This window comes from Enterobacter cloacae complex sp. P16RS2, from assembly GCF_014982155.1.
GTDB classification, from domain to species: domain Bacteria; phylum Pseudomonadota; class Gammaproteobacteria; order Enterobacterales; family Enterobacteriaceae; genus Enterobacter; species Enterobacter cloacae_M.
Map to the genome: position 1 here is coordinate 70165 of NZ_JADCKW010000034.1, position 21964 is coordinate 92128.

Sequence of the window (21964 nt, forward strand, 5' to 3'; positions counted from 1 at the left end):
GACCTTAAAAATGAAAATGCCCAGAATCGTGCTGATTTCAGCACTGGTTTCGTGCGCCTTGTTATCAGGCTGCAAGGACGACAAAAAGACTGCTGTCACTATTGAGTTTATGCACTCGTCAGTTGAGCAGGAGCGCCAGGCGGTAATCACGAAGCTTATCGAAAAGTTCGAGAAAGAGAACCCCGGCATCACGGTGAAACAGGTGCCGGTCGAAGAGGATGCCTACAATACCAAGGTCATTACGCTCGCCAGAACGGGCGCGCTGCCAGAGGTGATTGAAGTCAGCCATGACTACGCGAAAGTTATGGACAAGGAACAACTGCTGGATCGCAAAGCTATCGGCGAAGCCATTAAAGCGGTAGGCGAGGACACCTTCTATGACGGCATTTTGCGTGTTGTTCGTACGGAAGACGGTTCTGCCTGGACGGGGGTGCCAGTCAGCGCCTGGCTATCCGGCGTCTGGTATCACAAAGATGCGCTTGCTGCGGCGGGTATCCAGGAGCCGCATAACTGGGAACAGCTGCTGAAAGCCAGCCAGAGGCTCAACGACCCGGCCAAAAAACATTACGGCATTGCGCTGCCCACCGCCGAAAGCGTGATGACAGAGCAGGCATTCTCCCAGTTTGCGCTTTCCGGCGGCGCGAACGTTTTTGATGCCAAAGGGAACGTCGACATCGATACCCCTGAAATGGCAAAAGCCCTGGCGTTTTACAAAGATCTGGCCGCGACCACCATGCCGGGTTCAAACGACGTCATGGAGATCAAAGATGCCTTCATGAACGGTTCTGCGCCTATGGCGGTTTACTCCACCTACATCCTTCCGGCGGTATTCCAGGACGGAAACCCTGCCAATCTGGGCTTCGTCGTCCCAACAGAAACCTCTTCTGCTGTTTACGGCATGGTCACGTCGCTGACGATTACCACCGGTCAAACCGAAGATGAAACTCAGGCGGCTGAGAAATTTGTGACCTGGATGGAGCAGGCTCAAAACGCAACTGACTGGGTCATGATGTCGCCCGGCGCGGCACTGCCGGTGAACAAGCTGGTGGTGTGCACCGATACCTGGAAAAACAACGATGTGATTAAAGCGTTTGGACAACTGCCTTACGAACTGATTGCGCAGTTCCCGAATGTGCAGGTGTTTGGCGCGGTGGGGGACAAAAACTTCACACGCATGGGCGATGTTACCGGGTCCGGCATCATCAGTTCCATGGTGCATAACGTCACGGTGGGGAAAAAAGATCTCAGCAACACGCTTAGTAACAGCCAGAAGCGTCTGACCGATCTGATTTCACAACGATAGGAGCGCTCTGCGGAAGGAAATTATGAAGACGTTGTTTTCTGGTCGTTCAGATATGCCTTTCGCCATGCTGCTGTTGGCCCCCAGCCTGATTTTGCTGGGGGGCCTGGTGGCCTGGCCAATGATTTCCAATATTGAAATCAGTTTCTTACGTCTGCCGCTTAACCCGCGCATTAGCGCTGTGTTTGTCGGGCTGGATAATTACATTCGCATTCTCAGTGATGCAGCATTCTGGCACTCGCTGTGGATGACGTTCTGGTACACCGCGCTGGTGGTGATCGGCAGCACGGGGTTGGGTCTGGCGGTTGCGATCTTCTTTAACCGTGAATTCCGTCTGCGGAAAACGGCACGTTCACTGGTGATTTTGTCCTACGTCACCCCGTCCATTTCGCTGGTGTTTGCATGGAAATACATGTTCAACAACGGCTACGGCATTGTGAACTATCTGGGCGTTGACCTGCTGCATCTGTATGACCAGGCCCCCCTGTGGTTCGACAATCCTGGCAGCAGCTTTGTGCTGGTGGTGTTGTTCGCCATCTGGCGCTACTTCCCGTACGCGTTCATTTCGTTCCTCGCGATTTTGCAGACCATTGATAAGTCGCTGTATGAAGCGGCGGAAATGGACGGCGCGAATGCCTGGCAGCGTTTTCGAATCGTTACGCTGCCCGCGATTATGCCGGTGCTGGCAACGGTAGTGACGCTCCGCACTATCTGGATGTTCTACATGTTTGCGGATGTCTATCTGTTGACGACTAAGGTCGATATTTTGGGCGTCTACCTCTACAAAACGGCATTCGCTTTCAACGATTTGGGTAAGGCTGCGGCGATCTCCGTCGTGCTGTTTGTGATCATCTTCGCGGTGATTCTGCTGACCAGAAAAAGGGTAAACCTCAATGGCAACAAATAAACGCGTACTGAGCCGTATTGGTTTTTATCTCGGTCTGGCGGTATTCCTGGTCATCATGCTGTTCCCGTTCTTCGTGATGCTGATGACGTCATTCAAGAGCGCGAAAGAGGCGATATCGCTTAACCCGACCATTTTGCCTCAGGCGTGGACGCTGCAGCATTACGTCGACATCTTTAATCCGCTGATTTTCCCGTTCGTGGACTATTTCAAAAACAGCATGGTGGTGTCGCTGACCTCCTCGGTGATTGCCGTGTTTCTCGGCACGCTGGGGGCTTACGCCTTGTCCAAACTGCGTTTTAAGGGCCGCACGACGATCAACGCGAGTTTTTACACCGTCTACATGTTCTCCGGAATATTGCTGGTGGTGCCGCTGTTCAAAATCATCACTGCCCTTGGGATCTACGACACCGAGCTGGCGCTGATTATCACCATGGTGACCCAAACGTTACCGACAGCGGTGTTCATGCTGCGCAGCTATTTCGACACCATCCCGGACGAAATCGAAGAAGCCGCGATGATGGACGGCCTTAACCGCCTGCAAATCATCTTCCGCATCACCGTGCCGCTGGCGATTTCCGGGCTCGTATCGGTGTTTGTCTACTGCTTCATGGTGGCGTGGAACGACTATCTGTTTGCGTCCATTTTCCTGTCCAGCGCCAGCCATTTCACCTTGCCGGTCGGGCTGAACACGCTCTTTAGCACGCCAGATTATATCTGGGGTCGCATGATGGCGGCATCGCTGGTGACGGCGCTTCCGGTGGTCATCATGTACGCCCTGTCTGAACGTTTTATTAAAAGTGGTTTGACCGCCGGCGGCGTGAAGGGCTGAGGCGGCCAATTTTAACAAGGAGTCAGTCATGAAAAAATTAGTTGCGACAGCGCCTCGTGTAGCGGCGCTGGTGGAATATGAAGATCGTGCTGTGGGAGCACATGAAGTGAAAATTCGTGCACGCTTTGGCGCGCCGAAGCACGGCACTGAAGTCGTGGATTTCCGCGCGGCAAGCCCGTTTATTGACGAAGAGTTCAACGCGGAGTGGCAGATGTTCACGCCGCGTGAAGAAGGGACGGCCCGCGGGATCGAATTCGGTAAGTTCCAGCTGGGCAATATGATTGTTGGCGAGATTATCGAATGCGGTGATGACGTCACTGAATATCAGATCGGCGACAGCGTCTGCTGCTACGGCCCGCTGCAGGAAACGGTGATCGTTAACGCGGTGAACAACTACAAGCTGCGCAAAATGCCGCAGGGTGCGTCCTGGAAAAACGCCGTTTGCTACGATCCGGCGCAGTTCGCCATGAGCGGCGTGCGTGATGCCAACGTCCGCGTGGGCGACTTTGTGGTCGTGGTCGGTCTGGGAGCCATTGGGCAGATTGCGATTCAGCTGGCGAAAAAAGCCGGTGCGTCAGTGGTTATCGGCGTTGATCCAATCGAACACCGCTGTGAGATCGCCCGTCGTCACGGCGCGGACCACTGTCTGAACCCAATAGGCACTGATGTCGGTCTGGAAATCAAAAAGCTGACCGGGAAGCAGGGCGCGGACGCGATCATCGAAACCAGCGGCTTTGCAGATGCGCTGCAGTCCGCGCTGCGCGGACTTGCCTACGGCGGCACCATCTCCTATGTAGCTTTCGCAAAACCGTTCGCGGAGGGCTTTAACCTCGGCCGCGAAGCGCATTTCAATAACGCGAAGATTGTCTTCTCCCGCGCCTGCAGCGAACCCAACCCGGACTACCCGCGCTGGAGCCGTAAGCGTATCGAAGAGACCTGCTGGGAACTGCTGATGAACGGTTATCTCAATTGTGAAGATCTGATCGACCCGGTCGTGACCTTCGCCACCAGCGCTGAAAGCTACATGAAATATGTGGACCAGCATCCGGAACTGAGCATAAAAATGGGCGTCACTTTTTAAGCTAAGGAGAGCAAAACATGAAAATCGCAACACAAAATCAGGCCTTTTTCCCGGTCAATATCATGGAGAAATTCCAGTACATCAAAGCGATGGGTTTTGATGGTTATGAAATTGACGGCAAGCTGCTGGTGGAAAACCTCGCCGAGGTAAAAGCGGCGATTAAGGCCACCGGTCTGCCGGTGACGACCGCTTGCGGCGGATACGATGGCTGGATCGGCGACTTCATCGAAGAACGCCGTTTGAACGGGTTACAGCAGATCGAACGCATTCTGGAAGCGCTGGCTGAAGTGGGCGGCAAGGGCATTATCGTGCCTGCTGCCTGGGGAATGTTTACCTTCCGTCTGCCGCCAATGACCTCCCCACGCAGCCTGGACGGTGACCGCAAAGCCGTAAGCGCCTCCCTGCGCTGGCTGGATGAGGTGGCGGCGCGCACCGGAACAACCGTCTACCTGGAGCCGCTGAACCGCTATCAGGATCATATGATCAACACCCTGGCTGACGCGCGTCGCTATATCGAAGAGAACGGTCTGAAGCACGTGCAGATCATCGGCGATTTCTATCATATGAACATTGAAGAAGACTCGCTGACGGATGCGCTGCATCGGAACCGCGATCTGCTTGGCCATGTGCACATCGCCGATAATCACCGCTACCAGCCGGGCAGCGGCAGCCTCGATTTTGCCAGCCTGTTCGATCAGCTGCGTGCGGATAACTACCAGGGTTACGTGGTATATGAGTGCCGTGTTCGCGCCGATGATCCGGCTCAGGCATACCGGGATTCGCTCACTTATCTGCGTAAATGCTAAGGATGACGAGCGTGATGAGTGCTTCTACACCTTCGCCTCTGCGCGTCGCCATCATTGGCGCCGGGCAGGTCGCGGATAAAGTGCACGCCTCGTATTACGCCACGCGCAGTGATGTTCAGATGGTGGCTGTTATGGACAGCCACCCTGAACAGGCTCGGGCGTTTGCGGAACGTCATGGTATTTCCTCGGTATGGCAGGATGCGCGAGACATGCTCGAGGCGGTTAAGCCGGATGCGGTGAGCGTCTGTTCGCCTAACCGGTTTCATTTCGAGCACGTCATGGCTGCGCTGGAAGCAGGCTGCCACGTGATGTGTGAAAAACCGCCTGCTATGACGCCGCAGGAGGCCGATCGGATGCGCCTGGCTGCGCGCAAGGCGGGAAAAGTGCTGGCGTATGATTTTCACCATCGTTTTGCCCTGGATACTCAGCTGCTGCGCGATGCGGTAATGAACGGAACGCTCGGAGAAATTTACTTCACGATAGCGCAGGCGCTGCGTCGCTGCGGTGTGCCAGGGTGGGGCGTTTTTACCAATAAATCGCTACAGGGCGGTGGTCCGCTGATTGATATCGGCATCCATATGCTTGATGCAGCAATGTATGTTCTGGGGTTCCCGGCGGTAAAACGGGTGACCGCGCATAGCTATCAGAGGCTGGGCAACCGTAAAAGCAGCGGTCAGTTTGGCGCGTGGGATCCCACGCAGTTTACCGTGGAAGATGCTCTGTTTGGCACGATTGAATTTTGCAACGGCGGCATTCTGCGTCTGGACACGTCGTTTGCGCTTAATATCCGCGAGCAATCGATCATGAACGTCGCATTCTGTGGTGAAAAGGCGGGTGCCACGCTGTTCCCGGCGCACATCTACAACGACGAAGCTGGTGTTTTACAAACTCTTACCCAGCGCGAAGAGGCTGACGACCAACGCCACCTGCGCAGTATGGATGCCTTCGTGCGGCATGTGCAGGGAGAACCCGTCATGATCGCTGATGCGGAGCAGGGGCTGGTTATACAGCAGCTCGTCGCCGCGCTGTATGAATCTGCAGAAACAGGGGAAAGCGTGACGTTATGCTAAACGTGTCTGTATTAACCGACCCGGGCTTTTGTCCACACAGCCTGAATAAATACGCCTCCATCATGGCCTGCGGTAATGGCTACATGGGTATCCGCGCTGCGCACGAAGAAGATTACACCCAGCAAACCAGAGGCATGTATCTTGCGGGTCTCTATCATCGTGCTGGTCGCAACGAGACCACTGAGCTGGTCAATCTGCCGGATATCATCGGTATTGATGTTGAGCTGGATGGCGTCAATTTCACGCTCCTGTCAGGCGAAATCCTCGAGTGGCAGCGCGAGCTGGCGTTTGCCAATGGCGAACTTAGTCGCTGCGTCGTCTGGCGCTCGCCTGACGGGAAACGCTATCGTCTGGAGAGCCGTCGTTTTGTGTCGCTGGTCCAGTTGCCCTTAGTGGCCATGCAGCTTTCCATCACGCCGCTCGATGCCGTCGCGCACGCCGTGCTGCAAACCGGCATTGACGCAACGCAAACGAACAGCGGCAGACAGCATCTGGATGAAGTGTCGGTCAGAGTGTTCGATCAGGAATACATGCAGGGCGTGTATGAAACGCAGGACCGCGCGTCTGAGATTGCTGTTTCAGCGTATTGTCAGCTCTCAGCGAAGAGCGACAGCTGTTTTACCGCCAAAAATCGTCGTCTCAGCGCTCATCATTCGCTGACGATTGCGAAGGGTGACACTGTCACGCTTGAAAAAATCGTCTGGGTGGCACATCGCAGTGATAAGGCACTGTCGCAGGCGTCTTTCGCCCGCAACGCGCTGGCCGATCTCAAAGTCTGTGCGGCAAGAGGCTACGACGCCTTGCTTGAGAGTTCGGCGTGTGCCTGGCAAGAGGTCTGGCGCGACGCTCGGGTGGAGGTGGACTCTACGGAACATCAGGATCAGATGGCGCTGGATTACGCTGTCTGGCATTTGACGGCCATGACGCCAGCCCATGATGAGCGAAGCAGTATCGCCGCCAAAGGGCTGACGGGCGAGGGGTATAAAGGCCACGTCTTCTGGGATACCGAAATTTTCCTGCTGCCTTTCCATCTCTTCACGCGTCCCCAGACCGCCCGTAGCCTGCTGCGCTATCGTTGGCTCAACCTGGCCGGTGCGCGGGAAAAAGCCCGTCGCAACGGCTGGCCCGGCGCGTTGTTCCCATGGGAAAGCGCCGGCAGCGGGCTGGAAGAGACGCCGGAGTTCGCGGCTATCAACATCCGAACCGGCACGCGTCAGAAGGTGGCCTCCGCGCTGGCGGAACATCACATCGTGGCGGACATCGCCTGGGCCGTCGTCGCTTACTGGCAGGCGACGCACGATGAGACCTTTATGCGGAATGAAGGTCTGACGCTCTTGATGGAAACCGCTGCGTTCTGGATGGGCCGCGCGACGGAAATTAATGGTCGTCTCGAAATCCATGACGTTATCGGACCTGACGAATACACCGAGCATGTGAACAACAACGCTTATACCAACTATCTGGCCTGGCACAACGTCGCCTGCGCTCGTCAGTTTATGACGATGTTTGGGCGCGAGGATGAAGGTTTTACGCAGAAAGCGACACGGTTCCTGACGCGCTTATGGCTGCCGGAGGCCAATTCAGACGGTGTGATCCCGCAGGATGATACCTTTATGGCAAAACCTGCCATCGATCTGAGCCGCTACAAAGCCAAAGCGGGTAAGCAGACCATTCTGCTCGATTATTCCCGCGCGGAAGTCAACGACATGCAGATCCTTAAGCAGGCCGATGTGGTGATGCTCACCTACCTGTTGCCGGAGCGGTTTACCCCGCAGCAGTGCGCCGCCAATCTGGCGTTCTACGAGCCCCGCACGATCCATGATTCTTCGCTGAGCAAGGCCATTCACGGCATTGTGACTGCCCGCTGTGGTGACGTCGAAGGTGCCTACGCCTTCTGGCGCGATGGCGTCGCCATTGATCTTGGGGACGACCCACACAGCTGCGATGACGGAATTCACGCTGCTGCGACCGGCGCTATCTGGTCCGGCGTCATTCAGGGCTTTGCCGGTGTGCAGATTGTAGAAGGGGAGCTGCATCTTGCGCCGAAACTGCCAGCTCACTGGCAGAAACTCACATTCCCTCTGCGCTGGCGGAACGCGACGCTGCACTTCACCTATGAAAATGAGGTGTTAACCATAGAAGCTTCGGCACCTGCCACGCTGACGCTGTGGGGCAAAACGCTACATGTATCGGGGCGGAAAATTTGCGCTTATAAGGATTTTCTTGCATCTGAAAATGGGACCGCTACCACGGAGGGGCGCCATGACGCTTAAGGCTGTTGTATTCGATCTGGACGGTGTGATCACCGATACCGCGCACCTCCATTTTCTGGCCTGGCGTGCAGTGGCTGACGAAATCGGCATCACCTTCGACGAAGCGTTTAACGAACAGCTGAAGGGGATTAGCCGCATGGATTCCCTTCAGCGCATCCTGAAGCATGGCGGGAAAGAGGGGACGTTTAGCGATGAGCAGTGCCTCGCGGTGGCGACGAAGAAAAACGCGCTCTATGTCCAGTCTCTGGCGTCGCTAACGGAGGATTCACTGCTTCCCGGTATTCGCGACGTGCTGGCGGATATCCGTGCGGCGAAGGTCAAAGTTGGGCTCGCCTCCGTTTCCCTGAATGCTCCGGGGATCCTGCACGCGCTTGGCATTCATCAGGCCTTCGATTTTTGCGCCGATGCTTCCCGTATTCGCCGCTCAAAACCAGACCCGGAGATCTTCCTCGCCGCCTGTTTAGGCCTGAATGTGCGTCCTGACGCGGCTATAGGTATCGAAGATGCACCTGCAGGCGTTGAGGCGATCAACGCGGCGGGAATGCTATCGGTTGGGATTGGAGCTGGCCTGAACCATGCGGGATTACAACTTCATTCAACGCGGGAACTGACCTGGAAATGCCTGACCGAGTTTTGGGCATCCCGGACGTATTGCTAAGGAATTAACAATGGCTCAACTGTCCCTGAAACACATTCAGAAAATCTATGATAACCAGGTCCACGTGGTTAAGGATTTCAATCTCGAAATCGAAGACAAGGAGTTCATCGTCTTCGTTGGGCCTTCGGGCTGCGGTAAATCCACGACGCTGCGAATGATTGCCGGTCTGGAGGAGATCAGCGCGGGTGAACTAATTATTGACGGGGTGTGCATGAATGACGTGCCCGCCAAGTCTCGGGATATTGCGATGGTCTTCCAGAACTATGCGCTTTATCCGCATATGACGGTCTACGACAACATGGCGTTTGGCCTGAAGATGCAAAAAATTGCGCCTGCGGTTATCGAAGAACGCGTTAACTGGGCGGCACAGATCCTCGGTTTACGCGAGTATCTCAAGCGCAAACCCGGCGCGCTGTCCGGCGGCCAGCGTCAGCGCGTGGCGTTGGGCAGGGCGATCGTGCGCGAAGCGGGCGTGTTCCTGATGGATGAACCGCTTTCCAACCTCGATGCCAAGCTTCGCGTGCAGATGCGGGCTGAAATCAGCAAGCTGCACCAGAAGCTCAACACCACCATGATTTACGTGACCCACGATCAGACGGAAGCCATGACCATGGCGACCCGCATCGTGATCTTAAAAGACGGCATTATTCAGCAGGTCGGTGCACCGAAGCAGGTGTACAACGAACCGGCAAACATGTTTGTTGCAGGATTTATTGGATCGCCAGCCATGAACTTTATTCGCGGCGCTATCGACGATCGCTATTTTGTTACGGAAACGCTGCGTCTGGCGATCCCGGAGGACAAGCTCGCTTCACTGAATGCCGCAGGGTATCAGCGCAAAGCCGTGGTCTTTGGGATCCGCCCGGAAGATATTCTCACGCTGCAGAGCCGAGGTGAGAATATCGCGGCGAAAGTCAGCGTAGCCGAACTGACCGGCGCGGAGTTCATGCTTTACGCCACCGTTGGCGGCCATGAGCTGGTTGTGCGCGCTGGCGCGGCGAATGATTATGCCTCTGGGGATAATATCGACATCCAGTTCGATATGAACAAGTGCCATTTCTTCGACGCTGAAACCGAAGCGGCTATTAGATAAGAAAGGTGTTCGCCGGAAATGCAAATTTCCGGTTTTTTTGTTTGTTACTTATAAAGGGAAAATTAAATGGGTACTCTACTAAGAAGTGCTGCGCTCGTGCTGTGCGCAGGGGTTAGCTGTGCACAAGCATCAGAAACAGCGAAACAGTGGGAGTTTAATATCGGCGCGATGTATGAAATCGAAAACGTTGAGGGGCAGGGCGACGATAAAGATGGATTATATGAACCTTCCGTATGGTTTAATGCAACCTGGGATGCGTGGACTATTTCGCTGGCGATGTATCAGGAGGGGCCGGTTGATTACAGCAGTATGACCCGTGGAACCTATTTCGACCGTCCTGAATTTGAATTACGCTATCGCTTTATCGGAACCGATGATTTTACTTTCGGTCTGACCGGTGGTTTCCGTAATTATGGCTACCACTTTAAAGATGAACATGGTGCCAAAGACGGCAGCGCGAATATGCAGCGCTACAAAGTTCAGCCTGACTGGGATATTAAATTAACCGATGACTGGCGCTTTGGCGGCTGGTTTGCCATGTATCAGTTTGCCAACGATCTGGAGAAAACCGGTTATTCTGATAGCCGCGTTGAAACCGAAACGGGCTTTACCTGGACCATTAACGAAACCTTTGCGGCTAAAGTGAATTACTATTTAGAGCGCGGTTTCAATATGAACGGTTCGCGTAATAACGGCGAATTCTCCACCCAGGAAATTCGCGCCTACCTGCCTATTTCATTGGGCCAGACGACCTTAACGCCTTATACCCGGCTGGGGCTCGATCGCTGGTCGAACTGGGACTGGCGGGACGATCCTGAGCGTGAAGGACATGATTTCAACCGCCTGGGTATGCAGTATGCCTATGACTTCAACAACGGTTTATCCATGACGCTTGAATACGCCTATGAATGGGAAAACCATGACGAGGGTAAAAACGACCGCTTCCACTATGCGGGCGTTGGGGTAAATTACGCGTTCTGACCGAGGGCACGCCAGGGGCGCTAAGCCCCTGGTTTTAGCGCAGCGAGGCCGGCAGTAAAAAGTGGGTATCAACGAGAACTTTTTGCGGTGCGGGCTGACCCGCAATACGCCTGAAAAGAAGATCGCAGCTCTCTTCGCCCAGCTTTCGGGTCGGGATATCGAAGCCGCCAGGTGCGGGCGTTAAAATGAGAGACAGCATCGGGTCACTGTATCCGGCGATGACCACCTGCTCCGGGATCATCAGGTTCAACTCATCCGCCGCGCGATAGAGGCTAAGTAACTTCATGCTGTCGGTAGCGAATACTGCATCAGGCGGCGTGGGTGAAGACAATAATTCCAGCGCCGCCGTAAGCGCGCTCTCATGGGTATAACCGCCATCCCTTATCCAGTCCGGGTTAAGGGCAATATGGTGCTTTTCCAGACTGGCTTTATAGCCCGCAAGACGATCGATCGAAACATGGTAATCAAGCGGGGCATGCAGACAGGCAATTTTACGGCGTCCGTTTTTAATAAAGGTTTCGGTCAGCGTGGCGCTGTCATGGAAATTATCCGTGTCGACGGAATAAATATTCTGAAACTCACCTTCGACTTTGCCGATAACTACTACCGGTACGCCATACGCATCCAGCGTGGTGAAAAAGGATTCATTTGCTGGTGAACTCAGCATAATGATCCCTTTGATCATCTTCTGTTTTATTTTACTCACGCATTTCAGCAGATCGTCTTCGCTACTTTTTGATGTTTGTAAAATAACGTCAAATCCTTCTTCTTCCGCTTTTGCCGTAATGGCATGCAGGACATCTGAGAAAAAAGGATTTCCGGCAGTGGTTTTGGTTGAACGGGTCGAAATAACCATAATGGCATCGAAGCCTGAAGAGGTCAGGGCGCGGGCCAGTTTGTTGGGCTGATAATTTAATTCGTCAATCGCCTTCAGCACTTTTTCACGCGCTTCGGGAGAAATATTCGTTTGTTTATTCAGAACGCGGGAAACGGTTGATTTCGATACGCCCGCAACCCGTGCGATATCATAGATGGTGGGTGACATACACCTTACTCACTCCGGACTGACAGCAATGCCGTTCATCTTACTGGAGAGAAAACGGCAATAGCAATAAATAAGAATTGATAATCAACGTTCTGCCCCCATTTATTGTATTCTGAAGCCATGCATTTAAGGCTTCCAGGCAACGAAGGACGGCGATGAAGCGACTTAAAAACGAAATCAATTCACTGGTGAACCGTGGCGTTGACCGTCATCTGCGTCTGGCCGTGACGGGGCTGAGCCGCAGCGGTAAGACGGCGTTTATCACCGCGATGGTAAACCAGCTCCTGAACCTGCACGCTGGCGCGCGTCTGCCGCTGCTTAGCGCGGTGCGGGAAGAACGCCTGCTGGGCGTGAAGCGCGTCCCTCAGCGTGATTTTGGTATTCCACGCTTTACCTATGACGAAGGGCTGGCGCAGCTCTACGGCGATCCGCCCACGTGGCCGACGCCGACGCGAGGGGTGAGTGAAATTCGCCTCGCGCTGCGCTTTCGCTCGAATGAATCCCTGATGCGCCATTTCAAGGATACCTCCACGCTTTACCTTGAAATCGTCGATTACCCCGGTGAATGGTTGCTCGACCTGCCGATGCTGGCGCAGGATTACCTCAGTTGGTCCCGCCAGATGACGGGGTTGTTGCAGGGGCAGCGCGCCGGGTGGTCGGCCAAATGGCGACAGCTGTGCGAAGGCCTGGACCCGCTTGCACCGGCCGATGAAAACCGTCTGGCGGCCATTGCCGAAGCCTGGACGGCGTATCTGCATCAGTGCAAGCAGGAAGGATTGCACTTCATTCAGCCGGGTCGCTTTGTCCTGCCGGGTGATTTAGCGGGCGCGCCTGCGCTTCAGTTCTTCCCCTGGCCGGACGTGGACGGGGTGGGTGAGTCGAAGCTGGCGCAGGCCGACAGGCACACTAACGCCGGGATGCTGCGCGAGCGTTACAATTACTACTGTGAAAAAGTGGTTAAGGGATTCTATAAAAACCATTTTTTGCGATTTGACCGTCAGATTGTGCTGGTGGATTGTCTGCAGCCGCTCAACAGCGGGCCGCAGGCCTTCAACGATATGCGCCTGGCGCTGACGCAGCTGATGCAAAGTTTTCACTACGGCCAGCGGACGCTGTTTCGCCGTCTGTTCTCACCGGTGATCGACAAACTGCTCTTTGCGGCCACAAAGGCCGATCACGTCACGGTCGACCAGCATGCCAATATGGTATCGCTGCTGCAGCAGCTGGTGCAGGACGCCTGGCAAAACGCCGCCTTCGAAGGGATCGGCATGGATTGCCTTGGGCTTGCGTCCGTGCAGGCGACGCAAAGCGGGCTGATAGATCTTAACGGCGAGAAAATACCGGCATTACGCGGGAACCGGCTCAGCGACGGTGAACCGCTTACCGTCTATCCGGGGGAAGTGCCTGCGCGGCTGCCTGGCCAGGCCTTCTGGCAGAACCAGGGCTTCCAGTTTGAAGCCTTCCGCCCGCAGGCAATGAGCGTCGATCGGCCATTACCACACATCCGTCTGGATGCGGCGCTGGAGTTTTTGATTGGAGATAAATTGCGATGACGGAACCGTTAAAACCGCGCATAGACTTTACCGGAACGCTTGAGCAGGATCCTCAGGAGGCGTTTAAAACCGCGCAGACCTTCAGCGGCACGCAGGCTGATAACTTTTCCCCGGCCCTGATCGAGGAGCCCGGCGTCGAGGAAGGTCCGGCAGAGGCGGTTGTGGAAGCCGCCCTGCGTCCAAAGCGCAGCCTGTGGCGCAGGATGGTCACCGCCGGGCTGGCGCTGTTTGGCGTAAGCGTGGTTGGTCAAGGCGTGCAGTGGACGATGAATGCCTGGCAAACTCAGGACTGGGTCGCGCTGGGCGGATGTGCCGCGGGCGCGCTGATTGTCGGGGCGGGCATCGGGTCGGTTGCCACCGAGTGGCGGCGGCTCTGGCGCCTGCGACAGCGCGCGCACGAGCGTGATGAAGCGCGGGATCTGCTCCACAGCCACGGCACCGGCAAAGGCCGCGCGTTCTGTGAAAAGCTGGCTAGCCAGGCCGGAATCGATCAGTCGCATCCGGCGCTTCAGCGCTGGTATGCCGCCATCAATGAAACCCAGAATGACCGGGAAGTGGTGACGCTCTACTCCCATATGGTTCAGCCGGTGCTGGATGCCCAGGCGCGGCGCGAGATTAGCCGCTCTGCGGCGGAATCCACCCTGATGATTGCCGTCAGCCCGCTGGCGCTGGTCGATATGGCCTTTATCGCCTGGCGTAACCTGCGCCTGATCAACCGTATCGCGAACCTTTACGGCATAGAGCTGGGTTATTACAGTCGGCTCAGATTGTTCAAACTGGTCCTGCTCAATATCGCGTTTGCCGGAGCGAGTGAGCTGGTGCGCGAAGTGGGCATGGACTGGATGTCGCAGGATCTGGCGGCGCGTCTTTCTGCTCGTGCCGCTCAGGGTATCGGCGCGGGGTTATTAACGGCGCGTTTGGGGATTAAAGCGATGGAGGTCTGCCGTCCGCTGCCGTGGATCGATGGCGATAAGCCCCGTCTGGGAGATTTCAGGCGCGAACTGATCGGTCAGCTCAAAGAGACGCTCAATAAGAAACCCGCTCCGTGAGGTTTTGTTCACTTATCGTGCTGGCTGTCAATATTTGTTGACAGCCATCTTCCCGATCACCGTGTTCTGACATATCATTTTACTGTTATTGGCTTAAAACGGTGAATTTCCCATGCGTCTTGAAGTCTTCTGTGAAGACCGTCTCGGTCTGACCCGCGAATTACTCGATCTTCTTGTTTTACGTAGCATTGATTTACGTGGCATTGAGATCGATCCTGTCGGGCGAATTTACCTCAATTTTGCCGAAATTGAATTTAACACCTTCAGCAGCCTGATGGCGGAAATCCGCCGTATCGCTGGCGTTACGGATGTACGCACCATTCCCTGGATGCCCTCTGAGCGTGAGCACCTGGCCCTGAGCGCGCTGCTGGAGGCCATGCCGGAGCCGTTCCTCTCCCTGGATTTGAAAAGCAAAGTTGAGCGCGTTAACCACGCGAGCTGCCAGCTTTTCGCGCAGAGCCAGGAGAAGCTCAGCAATCATAACGCCGCGCAGCTGATCCCCGGCTTTAACTTCCAGCGCTGGCTGGACAGCAATCCGCAGAACACGCTTAGCGAGCATGTGGTGATTAACGGGCAGAATTTCCTGATGGAGATCACGCCGGTCTATCTGAAAGGGGAAGGGAATACCCGCGTGTTGACCGGGGCGGTGATCATGCTGCGCTCGACGTTACGCATGGGCCGTCAGCTGCAGAACATTTCCAGCCAGGATGTTGGCGCCTTTAGCCAGATTATTGCCGTCAGCCCGAAAATGCGTCATGTGGTTGATCAGGCGCGCAAGCTCGCAAGCCTGACCGCACCGCTGCTGATTACCGGGGATACCGGCACCGGGAAAGACCTGCTGGCTCACGCGGTGCATCTGGCGAGCCCGCGTGCGGCTAAGCCTTATCTGGCACTTAACTGCGCCTCTATTCCGGAAGATGCCGTTGAAAGCGAGCTGTTTGGCCACGCGCCGGAAGGCAAGAAAGGGTTCTTCGAGCAGGCTAACGGCGGCTCCGTGCTGCTGGACGAGATCGGCGAAATGTCGCCGCGCATGCAGGCTAAGCTGCTGCGTTTCCTGAACGACGGAACCTTCCGCCGCGTCGGCGAGGATCACGAAGTGCATGTGGACGTGCGCGTCATTTGCGCCACCCAGAAAAACCTGGTTGAGCTGGTGCAAAAAGGGATCTTCCGCGAGGATCTCTATTACCGCCTCAACGTCCTGACGTTGAATATTCCCCCGCTGCGCGATTGTCCGCAGGACATCATGCCTCTAACGGAGCTGTTCGTTGCCCGCTTTGCCGACGAGCAAGGGGTGCCGCGTCCGAAGCTGTCTGCCGATCTCGGCACGGTGCTGATGCGCTACGGCTGGCCGGGCAACATTCGCCAGCTTAAAAACGCCGTTTATCGTGCGCTGACCCAGCTTGAAGGCTATGAACTGCGTCCGCAGGATATTCTGTTGCCTGATTACGACGCGGGGACGGTATCGGTCGGCGAAGAGGCGATGGAAGGTTCGCTGGACGATATCACCAGCCGTTTTGAGCGCTCAGTGCTGACGCAGCTGTACCGCAGCTATCCCAGCACCCGCAAGCTGGCAAAACGCCTTGGCGTCTCGCACACCGCGATCGCCAATAAGCTGCGCGAGTACGGTCTGAATCATAAGAAAGGCGACGAATAACAAAAAAGCCTCTGCAAAGAGGCTTTTTACTTTACGTTTATTCCTTCGCCATCGGCGTGTTAACGATTTCTGTTTTTGTCTCTCCCTGAATCGATGCAATCCTGTTTTCGACCTCTTTCACCTGCTGCGGGCTGTGTAGCAGGGTATAGGTCAGGTCAAACTGCGCGCTGGCACCGGGCTGCAGCTGCTTAACCCGCTTCTGCTCGCGTTCAATCGTAACGGGGTAGGCGTAGCTGGTGCCTGGCTCAATGCCCGTGACGTAGCCCTGCTTCAGCGTGTCGGTGTTCTTCCACAAGGTCAGCACGGGCAGCTGGCGGGTATCAAACTGGATTGACGCGCCTTTATCTCCGGCTTTATTGACCACCGCTGCAAGCGTTTCGTGGTTATTGTCCGCGAGCGGTTTAATGTTAAAGACCATCTCATCAAAGCCTTTTGTCGGCCCGGCATAGGTTTGCCAGTCGTTAACGCCCGCTTTGGCGTAGTCATTGAATGGGCTCACGCTCGCCGCCGGCGCAAGGAAACGCGCGCCTTCTTCGAGGATCGGCGTGCCGAAGTTGCTGTGATAGATGATTTGGTAATCATGAGGGTAATCCGCATGGTTGGTCAGAACATCATGCAGGCTGAACTGGTTGCTTCCGGGAACGTAGCGCAGTTCGGTCATGGTCTGCAGATCCGCTTTTTTAAACGTGCTCTCTTTGATCAAACCGCGAACGCGGATCTCATGCGGGGCGGCATCCGCGATTTCAACCTCGACCTGCGAAACAGGGGTATTACCGGCCCTGCCGTGCAGGGTGTAAATTTGCCCGTCAGCGGTGACCGGATGTCCTGTCCACTCATAGCCACAGCGCACCATCATCTCGTTGAAACCATCCAGCCAGCCGAGACCGTTGCGGCTTTCAAGGTTGATGTAGGCCGGATTAACAACCTCTTTAACGGGCGAATTCCACCCCAGTCGGGTGCCAAAGCCTTCAACATGGAGAAGGTTCATCCCGCGGGTCGGGCTCAGGGTAATCGTCAGGCCGTCTTTGCTGCTAATTATGATGACTTTGCTGCCTTCCTGTTTACCACCATGCAAGACTTTTTGCTCAATGCTGAACGTTTGATTTTTAACTTTCAGCTCATCACTGGAAATCTTCCAGTTTCCTTTCTCTACGCTGCTTTCAGCGCTTGTCAGCACCCAGGTTTTAGCCGCTGCATGGCCAGAAATCAGTACCGCAAGGAGCGTAAAAGCGAATTTAATCTTCATATATTATCCTTTTTGCTGAAACGATTATTTTCTTTCGTAAGCAAATCTAATGTTTAGACAAAAAGGGAAATGTGATGTGCTTCACTGGGGATGAAAATAGGGGAATTTAACGATTATTATGCGTTATTGATCACGCTCATGTTACATATTGTCTAAGTTATTGCATGATTAATGTGATTTGTGAATATTTATGCTTTAACGATTCAGCCTTGAGATAATAAAAAACCCCGCCGCGGCGAGGTTGAGATTAAGTTGTATAGAATGCTAAGTACTTATTATGCTTTCAGCACGTCCAGCGCGGCAGTGTAGTCCGGCTCGGTGGTGATTTCGTTAACCAGTTCGCTGAAGACAACGGTGTCGTTTTCATCCAGAACCAGTACGGCACGTGCTGCCAGACCTTTCAGTGGGCCTTCCGCGATGCTGACGCCGTATTTCTCGAGGAAATCTGCGCTGCGCAGGGTGGAGAGGGTAATAACGTTGCTCAGGCCTTCGGCACCGCAGAAACGGGACTGGGCAAACGGCAGGTCAGCGGAAATGCACAGCACAACGGTGTTGTCCATTTCAGTCGCCAGCTGGTTGAATTTTCGCACGGACGCGGCACAAACGCCGGTATCAATGCTTGGGAAAATGTTCAGTACTTTGCGTTTACCCGCAAACTGAGCCAGTGTGACGTCAGACAGATCTTTAGCCACCAGAGTAAAAGCCTGCGCTTTGCTGCCAGCCTGCGGAATGGAACCTGCAACAGCAACCGGGTTGCCCTGGAAATGAACGAGTTGTGACATAGATATCTTCCTGTTTACATATAGTTAACGTCGGGGCTAGTGTATGCCATCAGCGGATAACACGGCAAACCAAATTTTTCGCCTTTCCGGGCTGCAAGGAGTCAGTGATGAGAAGCGTTAAGGTCTATGAAGAAGCCTGGCCATTGCATACCCCGTTTGTGATCTCCCGCGGCAGTCGAAGTGAAGCCAGCGTGGTCGTAGTCGAAATCGAAGAAGAGGGGTTTAAAGGCGTTGGGGAATGTACGCCATACCCGCGCTATGGAGAAAGCCCTGCGTCGGTGATGGCGCATATCATGACCCTGGTGCCAGAGCTGCAAAAAGGGCTCACGCGCGAGGCGTTACAGCAGCGTTTACCCGCCGGGGCAGCACGCAATGCTATCGACTGCGCGCTCTGGAGCCTTGAGGCCGCCAGGCACCAGCAATCGCTGACGTCCTTGCTGGGTGTGGCGCTGCCGGAGTCCGTCGTAACGGCGCAAACGGTCGTGATTGGTGAGCCGGAGCAGATGGCCGCCAGCGCAAAAGCGCTCTATGACGCCGGGGCCACGCTGTTAAAAGTGAAGCTCGACGATCGCCTGATCAGCGAGCGGATGGTCGCCATTCGCTCGGCGGTTCCCTCGGCCACGCTGATTGTTGATGCCAACGAGTCGTGGCATCCCGAGGGGCTTGCCGCCCGATGCCAGCTGCTGGCTGACCTGGGCGTGGCGATGCTGGAACAGCCTCTGCCAGCGAAGGATGATGCGGCGCTGAAGAATTTTATCCATCCGCTGCCCGTCTGTGCGGATGAAAGCTGTCATACCCGCGAGAATTTGAGCGCGCTTAAGGGCAGCTATGAGATGGTCAATATCAAGCTCGACAAGACCGGCGGGCTGACAGAAGCGCTGGCCCTGGCGGCGGAAGCGCAGGCGCAGGGCTTTTCCCTGATGCTGGGATGCATGCTCTGCACATCCCGGGCGATCGGCGCGGCGCTGCCGCTGGTCAATCAGGTCCGTTTCGCCGATCTGGATGGCCCGACGTGGCTGGCGGTTGACGTTTCACCGGCGCTTAATTTTACCAGCGGCGTGCTTCATCTCTGAGGCTGCCAGCGCAGAAGCTCCATCATCGCGTTTAAGTATTTTTCGCTGGCTTCGTCGGAGGAAATCGGCGGGAATTCAGCGGTGATGCAGGGCAGGCTTAAATCGGCGCACCAGCTACCGAACGATCCGGGTGTTTCATAGCCCACGCTGGTGACGAGCGGCAGGGCGAAAGCCTGCGCCAGCCACGCGCCCAGGTCGGAGTGACGCGGATCTTCAATGCAGGCCAGCGGATCGTGGAAGGAGACAACCCATGCGGGGTGGATCTTATGGATAAGCTGGCACAGCGCCTGCGTTTCCGGCTCGGAGCCGGGCTTGTCTCCCGTCAGCAGCACCACGTCCCGCACCTCGGCGGAGCTGTTCCAGCGATAAACCGTTTCGCCGGCGCGCCAGTTTGCCGCCGGGAAATTACGGTTCAGGTCGACTCCCCTCGCATTCGCCCGTAAACCAAGCTGACAGCCGTCCGGATTGACGGCAAGAATCACGTGGTGACGTCGCAATGAAGGCGTCAGCGTCCGCAGCGCGCAGGAAAGCGTGACGATGGACGAGTTCTCATCTCCGTGCGTGCCGGCAATGATCAAACCGCTGCTGCGATCGGCATCGGGCGCCGGGAACCAGATCAGCGATGCGCCTAAAAATGAGCGGCCATATTGCTCAGCGCCCGGCGGAAAGGCTCCGCGCTCCGCTCGTGGTCGGGTGATTGCCATACGAAATCCTGATAAAGATGTCTCTACTGGCAGTGTTGTGCAAAACTCGCTGTTAATCAAATAGTTTCCGTAACGCTTGAGAATTGCCTCAAATCACTATTCCGGACGAAGGTATTTGCATTTCTCTGTTTCGAAACAAATAATTACGCATCTGCTTGTTACCTGAATTTATTAAAGGGGATCATATGAAGCATCCTGTTTCGCGTCTCTGCGCTGCACTGTACCTGTGCGGACTCTCTACACTCTCGTACGCTGCTGATGTGCCCCAGGGCACGGTACTGGCGCAAAAACAGGAGCTGGTCAGGCATATTAAAGACGAGCCGGCTTCGCTCGACCCGGCAAAAGCGGTGGGATTACCCGAGATTCAGGTGATTCGCGATCTTTTCGAAGGGCTGGTGAATCAGAACGAGAAAGGGGAGCTGACCCCGGGCGTGGCGACGCGCTGGCAGAGCAACGATAACCGTATCTGGACGTTTACCCTGCGCGATAACGCGAAATGGTCAGACGGTACGCCCGTCACCGCGCAGGATTTTGTCTACAGCTGGCAGCGTCTGGTTGACCCGAAAACCACGTCTCCGTTTGCCTGGTTTGCGGCGCTGGCAGGCATCAACAACGCGCAGGCCATTATCGATGGCAAAGCGGCGCCAGATACCCTGGGCGTGACGGCGGTGGATGCCAGAACCTTACGCGTCCAGCTGGACAAACCGCTCCCGTGGTTTAGCAACCTGACGGCGAACTTCGCCTTCTATCCGGTGCAAAAAGCGAACGTTGAAAGCGGGAAAGAGTGGACGCGTCCGGGCGCCCTGGTGGGCAACGGTGCGTACGTCCTGAACGACCGCGTGGTGAATGAAAAACTGGTTGTCGTGCCGAATACGCACTACTGGGACAACGAGAAAACTGTCCTGCAAAAAGTGACCTTCATTCCGATTAATCAGGAATCGTCCGCCACTAAGCGCTATCTGGCGGGGGATATTGATATCACCGAATCGTTCCCGAAAAACATGTATCAGAAGCTCCTGAAGGACATTCCGGGACAGGTGTATACGCCGCCTCAGCTCGGAACCTATTACTACGCGTTTAACACGCAAAAGGGCCCGACGGCCGATGCCCGGGTTCGTCTTGCGCTGAGCATGACTATCGATCGCCGCATTATGGCAGAAAAGGTATTAGGTACAGGCGAGAAGCCGGCCTGGCATTTCACCCCTGACGTGACGGCGGGTTTCACCCCAGAGCCTTCACCGTTCGAGCAGATGTCCCAGCAGGAGCTGAACGCTCAGGCGAAAACGTTGCTCCAGGCCGCAGGTTACGGTCCTCAGCGTCCGCTGAAGTTGACACTGTTGTATAACACCTCGGAAAACCACCAGAAAATCGCCATTGCGGTGGCGTCCATGTGGAAGAAAAATCTCGGTGTGGACGTCAAACTGCAAAACCAGGAGTGGAAAACCTATATCGACAGCCGTAATACCGGCAATTTTGACGTGATCCGCGCGTCATGGATAGGCGATTACAACGAGCCGTCGACCTTCCTGTCTCTGCTGACCTCAACCCACAGCGGTAATATCTCGCGTTTCAACGACCCGGCCTACGATAAAATTATCCACCAGGCAACGCTGGAAACCACGGCGAAAGCGCGTAATACGGACTACAACATGGCGGAGAAAATCCTCATGGAGAAAGCGCCTATCGCGCCAATTTACCAGTACACCAATGGTCGTCTGATTAAGCCCTGGGTGAAAGGCTACCCTATTAATAACCCGGAAGACGTGGCGTATAGCCGGACGATGTTTATTGAGAAGCACTGATGTTTTATGAGACCTGGCGCGGGAATGCGCCAGGTCTGCAATACGCGGTACGGTTTCA

19 protein-coding genes are annotated in these 21964 nt (G+C 55.4%); 15 read left to right on the forward strand and 4 right to left on the reverse strand.

Going from position 1 to position 21964, the window contains the following annotated elements; all coding sequences use genetic code 11:
• Positions 1–10 precede the first annotated feature (10 nt).
• The 10 genes from INF68_RS19805 to INF68_RS19850 all read left to right on the forward strand — a co-directional run bounded on the left by INF68_RS19805 (position 11) and on the right by INF68_RS19850 (position 10998).
• Positions 11–1303 (forward strand): ABC transporter substrate-binding protein, encoded by a 1293-nt coding sequence (locus tag INF68_RS19805; RefSeq protein ID WP_126786851.1) that lies wholly within the window; start codon positions 11–13, stop codon positions 1301–1303.
• Between the two features lie 22 nt (positions 1304–1325).
• Positions 1326–2207 (forward strand): carbohydrate ABC transporter permease, encoded by an 882-nt coding sequence (locus INF68_RS19810; RefSeq protein ID WP_023312040.1) that lies wholly within the window; start codon positions 1326–1328, stop codon positions 2205–2207.
• Complete coding sequence (locus tag INF68_RS19815) at positions 2194–3036, forward strand: carbohydrate ABC transporter permease (protein ID WP_126786852.1); 843 nt, start codon at positions 2194–2196, stop codon at positions 3034–3036. Before INF68_RS19810 ends, INF68_RS19815 begins: the two co-directional genes overlap by 14 nt.
• A gap of 28 nt (positions 3037–3064) precedes the next feature.
• A complete protein-coding gene (locus tag INF68_RS19820) occupies positions 3065–4117 on the forward strand; it encodes a zinc-binding alcohol dehydrogenase (protein ID WP_126786853.1) in 1053 nt (350 codons plus the stop codon).
• 17 nt (positions 4118–4134) lie between these two features.
• On the forward strand, positions 4135–4923 hold the full coding sequence (locus INF68_RS19825; RefSeq protein ID WP_126786854.1) for a sugar phosphate isomerase/epimerase: 789 nt from the start codon (positions 4135–4137) through the stop codon (positions 4921–4923).
• 11 nt (positions 4924–4934) lie between these two features.
• Positions 4935–5993 carry a Gfo/Idh/MocA family protein gene (locus INF68_RS19830; protein ID WP_109844031.1) on the forward strand — a complete coding sequence of 353 codons (1059 nt, stop codon included), beginning with the start codon at positions 4935–4937 and terminating at the stop codon, positions 5991–5993.
• Positions 5987–8266 (forward strand): glycoside hydrolase family 65 protein, encoded by a 2280-nt coding sequence (locus tag INF68_RS19835; protein WP_126786855.1) that lies wholly within the window; start codon positions 5987–5989, stop codon positions 8264–8266. Before INF68_RS19830 ends, INF68_RS19835 begins: the two co-directional genes overlap by 7 nt.
• Positions 8256–8924: a beta-phosphoglucomutase gene (gene pgmB, locus INF68_RS19840; RefSeq protein ID WP_126786856.1), complete on the forward strand. Its 669-nt coding sequence runs from the start codon at positions 8256–8258 to the stop codon at positions 8922–8924. The genes INF68_RS19835 and pgmB overlap by 11 nt, the downstream gene beginning before the upstream one ends.
• A gap of 10 nt (positions 8925–8934) precedes the next feature.
• On the forward strand, positions 8935–10017 hold the full coding sequence (locus INF68_RS19845; protein ID WP_109843977.1) for an ABC transporter ATP-binding protein: 1083 nt from the start codon (positions 8935–8937) through the stop codon (positions 10015–10017).
• 66 nt (positions 10018–10083) lie between these two features.
• Positions 10084–10998 carry an OmpG family monomeric porin gene (locus INF68_RS19850; protein WP_109843978.1) on the forward strand — a complete coding sequence of 305 codons (915 nt, stop codon included), beginning with the start codon at positions 10084–10086 and terminating at the stop codon, positions 10996–10998.
• A 34-nt stretch (positions 10999–11032) separates the two neighbouring features.
• Here the strand turns inward: INF68_RS19850 and INF68_RS19855 are convergent, their stop codons facing one another.
• Positions 11033–12043: a LacI family DNA-binding transcriptional regulator gene (locus INF68_RS19855; RefSeq protein WP_126786857.1), complete on the reverse strand. Its 1011-nt coding sequence runs from the start codon at positions 12041–12043 to the stop codon at positions 11033–11035.
• Between the two features lie 155 nt (positions 12044–12198).
• Between INF68_RS19855 and INF68_RS19860 the strand changes: the two genes are divergently transcribed.
• From INF68_RS19860 to tyrR, 3 genes are all read left to right on the forward strand, one after another.
• The gene (locus INF68_RS19860; protein WP_023312030.1) at positions 12199–13596 is read left to right on the forward strand and encodes a YcjX family protein; all 1398 of its coding nucleotides are present in this window, start codon (positions 12199–12201) and stop codon (positions 13594–13596) included.
• A complete protein-coding gene (locus INF68_RS19865; RefSeq protein WP_126786858.1) occupies positions 13593–14645 on the forward strand; it encodes a YcjF family protein in 1053 nt (350 codons plus the stop codon). The genes INF68_RS19860 and INF68_RS19865 overlap by 4 nt, the downstream gene beginning before the upstream one ends.
• Positions 14646–14757: 112 nt before the next feature.
• Positions 14758–16299 carry a transcriptional regulator TyrR gene (gene tyrR, locus INF68_RS19870; RefSeq protein ID WP_023335909.1) on the forward strand — a complete coding sequence of 514 codons (1542 nt, stop codon included), beginning with the start codon at positions 14758–14760 and terminating at the stop codon, positions 16297–16299.
• A 37-nt stretch (positions 16300–16336) separates the two neighbouring features.
• Here the strand turns inward: tyrR and INF68_RS19875 are convergent, their stop codons facing one another.
• Both INF68_RS19875 and tpx read right to left on the reverse strand, forming a co-directional pair.
• On the reverse strand, positions 16337–17545 hold the full coding sequence (locus INF68_RS19875) for an aldose 1-epimerase family protein (protein ID WP_126786859.1): 1209 nt from the start codon (positions 17543–17545) through the stop codon (positions 16337–16339).
• A gap of 275 nt (positions 17546–17820) precedes the next feature.
• A complete protein-coding gene (gene tpx, locus INF68_RS19880) occupies positions 17821–18327 on the reverse strand; it encodes a thiol peroxidase (RefSeq protein WP_023335907.1) in 507 nt (168 codons plus the stop codon).
• 107 nt (positions 18328–18434) lie between these two features.
• Between tpx and ycjG the strand changes: the two genes are divergently transcribed.
• On the forward strand, positions 18435–19400 hold the full coding sequence (ycjG, locus tag INF68_RS19885) for an L-Ala-D/L-Glu epimerase (protein WP_126786860.1): 966 nt from the start codon (positions 18435–18437) through the stop codon (positions 19398–19400).
• Here ycjG and mpaA read toward each other — a convergent pair.
• Positions 19391–20104, reverse strand: coding sequence for a murein tripeptide amidase MpaA (mpaA, locus tag INF68_RS19890; protein ID WP_126786861.1), 714 nt, complete (start codon positions 20102–20104; stop codon positions 19391–19393). The two genes, ycjG and mpaA, sit on opposite strands and share 10 nt — an antisense overlap.
• A 185-nt stretch (positions 20105–20289) precedes the next feature.
• Here mpaA and INF68_RS19895 point away from each other — a divergent pair, with 185 nt between their 5' ends.
• Positions 20290–21906, forward strand: a complete 1617-nt coding sequence (locus INF68_RS19895; protein ID WP_126786862.1) for an ABC transporter substrate-binding protein — start codon at positions 20290–20292, stop codon at positions 21904–21906.
• Positions 21907–21964 lie beyond the last annotated feature (58 nt).